This window comes from Streptomyces sp. NPDC001407 (assembly GCF_042895325.1).
Lineage (GTDB): Bacteria > Actinomycetota > Actinomycetes > Streptomycetales > Streptomycetaceae > Streptomyces.
Genome location: NZ_JBIAWF010000023.1, coordinates 40,768 through 46,642, shown reverse-complemented (window position 1 = coordinate 46,642; position 5,875 = coordinate 40,768). Strand labels below are relative to the sequence as shown.

General features: G+C 73.8%; 5 protein-coding genes. 2 read left to right on the top strand and 3 right to left on the bottom strand.

Annotated elements, in window-relative coordinates:
* The 3 genes from ACFY1P_RS27040 to ACFY1P_RS27030 all read right to left on the bottom strand — a co-directional run.
* A partial coding sequence (locus tag ACFY1P_RS27040) for an NADH-quinone oxidoreductase subunit C (RefSeq protein ID WP_390752104.1) occupies nt 1-1,489 on the bottom strand: 1,489 nt, incomplete at its 3' end.
* The gene (locus tag ACFY1P_RS27035; RefSeq protein WP_361534999.1) at nt 1,486-2,115 is read right to left on the bottom strand and encodes an NADH-quinone oxidoreductase subunit B family protein; all 630 of its coding nucleotides are present in this window, start codon (nt 2,113-2,115) and stop codon (nt 1,486-1,488) included. The genes ACFY1P_RS27040 and ACFY1P_RS27035, both read right to left, overlap by 4 nt.
* Nucleotides 2,106-2,531, bottom strand: coding sequence for an NADH-quinone oxidoreductase subunit A (locus tag ACFY1P_RS27030; RefSeq protein WP_361535002.1), 426 nt, complete (start codon nt 2,529-2,531; stop codon nt 2,106-2,108). Before ACFY1P_RS27030 ends, ACFY1P_RS27035 begins: the two co-directional genes overlap by 10 nt.
* A 172-nt stretch (nt 2,532-2,703) precedes the next feature.
* Between ACFY1P_RS27030 and ACFY1P_RS27025 the strand changes: the two genes are divergently transcribed.
* Together ACFY1P_RS27025 and ACFY1P_RS27020 are read left to right on the top strand one after the other, a co-directional pair.
* Nucleotides 2,704-3,957, top strand: a complete 1,254-nt coding sequence (locus ACFY1P_RS27025) for a sensor domain-containing protein (protein ID WP_361535005.1) — start codon at nt 2,704-2,706, stop codon at nt 3,955-3,957.
* A gap of 259 nt (nt 3,958-4,216) precedes the next feature.
* Nucleotides 4,217-5,533 carry a sensor histidine kinase gene (locus ACFY1P_RS27020; RefSeq protein ID WP_390752103.1) on the top strand — a complete coding sequence of 439 codons (1,317 nt, stop codon included), beginning with the start codon at nt 4,217-4,219 and terminating at the stop codon, nt 5,531-5,533.
* Nucleotides 5,534-5,875: the final 342 nt, after the last annotated feature.

Sequence of the window (5,875 nt, the reverse complement as noted above, 5' to 3'; positions counted from 1 at the left end):
GTACGGCCTCCGCCGCAGCGCGACGCTCGGGCTCCGCCCCCGCAGGGGGTACGGGCTCCGCCGCCGTACTGGCCTCGGACGGCGCCGGCCCCGCTCCCTCGGAAGGCGCGGCCTCCGCCGGGGCAGAACGCTCGGACGGTTCCGGCTCCGCGTCCGCAGGGGGTACGGCCTCCGCCGCAGCGCGACGCTCGGGCTCCGCCCCCGCAGGGGGTACGGGCTCCGCCGCCGTACTGGCCTCGGACGGCGCCGGCCCCGCTCCCTCGGAGGGTGCCGCTTCCGCAGGGGCGGGTGAGGTCTTGTCGTCGTCGAACGCCGGCCGGGCGTGGTGCCACGGAGCGTCGGACGACCGTGGGGCTGCGCTCTGCGTGCGAGGCACCGTGCCCTGGCTCGCGGAGCCGTCAGCCGCGCCGCGGCTACGGCGCGCGGGACGGGCCGCCGCCGACTCGGCGGATTCCTCCGCCGCACTGCGGCTGTCGCGCGCGGGGCCCTCCACGGCCGGGGACGGAGTCTCCGCCGTCCCGGCGGCCTGCTGGCTCGCCGAACCTTCGCTCGCGCTACGACTACGGCGCGCCGGAGCAGGCGCGGCGGCCTGGCTCGCCGAGCCCTCGCTCGCGCTGCGGCTACGACGAGCCGGGCGCTCAGCCGGCTCCGCCGCTTCGGCGGCCTGACTCGCGGAGCCTTCGCCGACACTGCGCGTGCGGCGCGCGGCCGGGGCGGCGGCCTGACTCGCAGAGCCCTCGCTGACACTGCGTGCCCGCCGTACGGGGCGGTCCCCCGCGGCCGGCGCACCCGCACCGGCCGCGCGCGCTCCGCGGGCCGGGCGGGCCGGGGCCGGGGGGAGCTGGCCCTTGAGGGGGCCCCACTCGTTGGGGTCGGGCACGCCCGGCGGGAGCATCTGGCGGCGCTTGGGGCCGCCGCCCTCGGACTCGCCCGGTTCCTTCGCGCCCGGCCACGCCTTCGCGACGCGCGCGGCCAGCACGAAGTCCTTGCGCAGCGGGTGCCCCTCGAAGCTGTCGGGGAGCAGCAGCGGTACGAGGTGGGGGTGCCCGGTGAAGTCCACGCCGAACATCTCGTGGGTCTCGCGCTCGTGCCACGCCGCACCGGCGTAGACGCCGGTCGCGGTCGGCAGGGCGGGCGCGTCGTGCGGCACGGTGGTGCGCAGGACGAGGCGGCGCACCCCGCCGTCCGGGCCCGGCAGGGCCACGAGGTGGGCGCAGACGCGGAAGCCCGTACCGGGCTCGTCGACGGCGCTGAGCCAGTCGAAGAACGTACAGCCCAGCGTGGAGCGGGCCGTTTCGAGTGCGGTGAGCCAGGCGGGGGCGGGGACGTCGACGGTGAGCAGCCCGTACGCCTCCTCGGCGCTCGCGCCTTCGCCGAACAGCTCGACGGCACCGCGCGGCAGCCACCCGACGAGCGGCTGCGCCGCTTCGTCGGCGGCGGGCTCGGCGGGGGCGGGCTCGGCGGCCTCCGGGTTCGTGGGCTCGCTCATCGTCCGGCCTCCCCGGAATCGCCGGAGTCCGCGGAGTCGGAACCCGCCGCTCCCGGCGTCGGCGGCGGTGTCACCAGGCCGCTCCTCAGCGCCGCCGCCGACGGGCCGGAGGCAGTGGCGTAGCGGTCCCGCAGGGACTCCTGGGCGATCTTTTCCTGGAGCTTGAGGATGCCCTGGAGCAGTGCCTCGGGGCGGGGCGGGCAGCCGGGGACGTAGACGTCGACCGGGATGATCTGGTCGACGCCCTTGGTCACCGCGTAGGAGTCCCAGTACGGGCCGCCGCAGTTGGAGCACGCGCCGAAGGAGATGACGTACTTCGGCTCCGGCATCTGCTCGTAGAGCCGCTTGACCGCGGGGGCCATCTTGTCCGTCACCGTGCCCGAGACGATCATGAGGTCCGCCTGGCGGGGGCCCGGGGCGAAGGGGATGACGCCGAGCCGGATGAAGTCGTGCCGGGCCATGGACGCGGCGATGAACTCGATCGCGCAGCAGGCGAGGCCGAAGTTGAAGACCCACAGGCTGTAGCGGCGGCCCCAGTTGAGGACCACCTTCATGGGTTCGGGCGCGAGCCGGGACAGGGCGCCCAGCCGTCGGGGCTCGGGCAGGTCCACCGGTGTCACGTCCATTCGAGGACGCCCTTCTTCCATGCGTACAACAGACCCACGGCCAGGAAGCCGAGGAAGATGAACATCTCCACGAGCGTGGCGCCGCCGAAGCCCGGCGCGGCGAAGACCGTCGCCCAGGGGAACAGGAAGATCGAGTCCACCGCGAAGATCACGTAGAGGAACGCGTAGACGTAGTAGCGGATCTGGGTGTGCGCCCAGCCCTCGCCGACGGGGTCGACGCCGCACTCGTACGTCAGCATCTTCTCGGGCGTCGGCACCACGGGCCGCAGCAGCCGTCCGGACGCGAAGGCGACGGCCACGAAGAGCACGCCGACGACCGCGAGCAGTCCGACCACCGAATAGCTGTGGAAGTAGTCCGTCGCCAGCTGGACGTCGGGGACGCCCGCACTGTCGGTGCGCACGGTGGCCTCCGGCACGTCCGCCCTCGCTCCCTGTCCAGCACATTTCGACGATTCTTTACGCACGGGAGTCTAGGCCCTGACAAGGTCACGGCGAGCAGCGCTGTCCGGCCGGAGGTGGGGTTATCCCCACCCGGGCGCCCCCATGGCCCCCATGGCGTCCGTCCGTCCGGCCCGGCAGGCTGGGCGTATGACCGCCAGCAGTGCCGCACGCAGCGCCACCACAAGCACCACCGGGAGCACCGGCCCCGCGACCCTCCGTGACGGTGGGACCGAGCCCGACCAGGACCGGTTGCCGCCCGTCCGCTTCGCCTACGACGCGTCGACGTGGCGGGAAGTCGCCCACCTCCTGCTCGATCTGCCGCTGGGAATCGCGGGCTTCGTCTATGTCTCGCTGTGGTTGTACGCGGGCGCGCTGCTGTCGGTGACGGTGATCGGGCTGCCGTTGCTGGCGGTCGGGCTGCTGGGGGCGCGGGGGCTCGGCCGGCTGGAGCGGGGGCGGGCGCGGGGGCTGCTCGGTGTCCGGATCGACGAGCCGATCCCGATGTCGCGGCACCCCCGGAACGAGGGCTTCCTCGCCTGGACGTGGGCGGCGGTGAAGGACCCGGTGGCCTGGCGGGCGACGCTGTACTCGTTCATACGATTGCCATGGGGCGTTCTCACTTTCGGCGTGACCCTTTGCGCGCTGTTCGTCGCCTGGCCGGTTCTCGGACACCTGGCGCGCTGGCTCGCGAACGTGGACCGGGCCATGGTGCGCGGGCTGCTGTCCCCCTCCAGCGAGCTGGAACGGCGGGTCGCCGAGCTGGAGTCGGACCGCGGCATCGTCGTGGACACCGCGGCCGCCGACCTGCGCCGCATCGAACGCGACCTGCACGACGGCGCCCAGGCCCGCCTGGTGGCGCTCGCGATGGGGCTGGGCCTGGCGAAGGAGAAGGTGCTGGAGGACCCGGAGGCCGCGGCGAGGATGGTCGACGAGGCGCACGGCGAGGTCAAGCTCGCCCTCCAGGAACTGCGCGACCTCGCCCGCGGCATCCACCCGGCCGTCCTGACGGACCGTGGCCTGGACGCGGCGCTGTCGTCGGTCGCGGCCCGCTGCACCGTGCCGGTCAGCGTCTCGGTGGACCTGACCGCCCGGCCCGCGCAGGCGATCGAGGGCATCGCCTACTTCACGGTCTCCGAACTCCTCCAGAACATCAGCAAGCACAGCGCCGCCCGCACCGCCGAGGTCGAGCTGTGGCGGCGGGAGAACCGGCTGCTCATCCAGGTCCGCGACGACGGCAGGGGCGGCGCGTCGACGGACTCCGGCAGCGGCCTGGCCGGGCTGGCCGAGCGCCTGGGGTCGGTGGACGGGCTGTTCGTGGTGGACTCCCCCGCCGGCGGCCCGACGGTGGTCACGGCGGAACTGCCGTGGCGCGACCGTCCGCTGCGCTCGGCGGACAGCTGATCGCGGTGCTGCTTGCGGGTGCGGGTCGTTGTTCGCGCCTGCGGCGGGTCGCCCCGCGCGAGCCTCCCCACACGCCGGTGGACGGCCCCAGGCCCCGAAGAGACACCGGGCCCTGAAGAGACACCGGGCTCCGGAGGGGCGCCTGCCCCGATGGTGGGGACAGCCCCACCCCCAGGACACCGACCCGCTCCATGGTCCGCGCCACCGCGGAGCGAGAGGCTGGAGACCAAGAGAAGCCCTGGCAGATCGGACGACAGAGATGGCCATCGACAAAGGACAGGCGGCACCCCACCGCGTGCCCGCCGTGCTGCGTGCCCCCCTGGAGGGGCGTACCTGGCGGGAGTTCCTCTATCTCCTGCTCAGCTTCCCGATGTCGGTCCTGACCTTCGTCTACGCGGTCACGATGATGTCCCTGGGCGCCGGCCTGCTGATCACCTTCGTCGGCGTGCCGGTGCTGGCCGCGGCCCTCCTCGGGTCGCGCGCGCTGGGCGCCGTCGAGCGCGTACGGGCGCGCGCGCTGCTCGGCGTGGAGATCGCCGAACCGGAGCCCGTACGCCCGCCGAAGGGCAAGCGCGGCCCGCTCGCCTGGACGGGGGCGCTGCTCAAGAGCGGTACGTCCTGGCGGAGCCTGCTCTACTGCGTGGTCCACCTGCCGTGGGCGGTGTCGGCCTTCGCGGTGTCGCTGACCCTGTGGACGGTGAGCTGGGCGCTGTTCCTCTACCCGGCGTACGCGTGGATGTACCCCACCTACTGGGGCCAGCCCGGCATGCAGGTGTACGGCGACGGCAACGGCGGCGGTCTCTACCTCGACAACCCCTTCGAGATCGGGGTGACCTGCGGCATCGGTCTGGTCTTCGTCCTGATCACGCCGTGGATCATCCGCGGTCTCGCCTTCGGCGACCGGATGCTGGTGCTGGGGCTGCTGGGGCCGTCCCGGCTGGCGGAGCGGGTGTGGGAGCTGGAGGAGGACCGCGGCGTGGTCGTGGACACCGCCTCCGCCGACCTGCGCCGCATCGAACGCGACCTGCACGACGGCGCCCAGGCCCGCCTCGTCGCGCTGGCCATGGACCTCGGCCTGGCGAAGGAGAAGCTGGAGGAGGACCCCGAGACCGCGGCGAAGATGGTCGACGAGGCGCACGGCGAGGTCAAGCTCGCCCTCCAGGAACTGCGCGACCTCGCCCGCGGCATCCACCCCGCGATCCTCACCGACCGCGGCCTGGGCCCGGCCCTCTCTGCCCTGGCCGCCCGCTGCACGGTGCCGGTCCGGGTCGAGGTCGACCTGACGTCCCGTCCGGCCCCGGCCATCGAGGGCATCGCCTACTTCACGGTCTCCGAACTCCTCCAGAACGTCAGCAAGCACAGCGGCGCGCGGACGGCGCGGGTCGACGTGTGGGACTCGGAGAACCGCGTGCTGCTTCAGGTCTCCGACGACGGGCGGGGGGGTGCGTCCACGTCTTCCGGCAGCGGGTTGGCGGGGCTGGCGGAGCGGCTGGGGTCGGTGGACGGGTTGCTGGTCGTCGACTCTCCTGTGGGCGGGCCTACGGCGGTGACGGCGGAGCTTCCCTGGAGGGGGTGAGGTGGTTGCTCACCGTTGCCGCCTGCGGCGGGCTTCTTCCCCTACCCCGCCCCTTCCCGGCTGCGTCTGATGTGCGGCTCCGCCGCGTGGGGGCTTCGCCTGCGGCGGGCTCCTTCCCCAGCCCCGCCCCTTCCCGAAACTGGGGAGACCCCAGACCCCCTGACCGCGCTGACGCGCGGTGTCCTCAAACGCCGGACGGGCTGAAATCAGCCCGTCCGGCGTTTGAGGACGCGCACGCAGTGCGCTCCCGCCGCAGGCGGCGAACCGACCCGCAGCCGGGGGTCTGGGGCACGAGCCCCAGTTTCGGGAAGGGGCGGGGCTGGGGAAGAAAGCGCCGCAGGA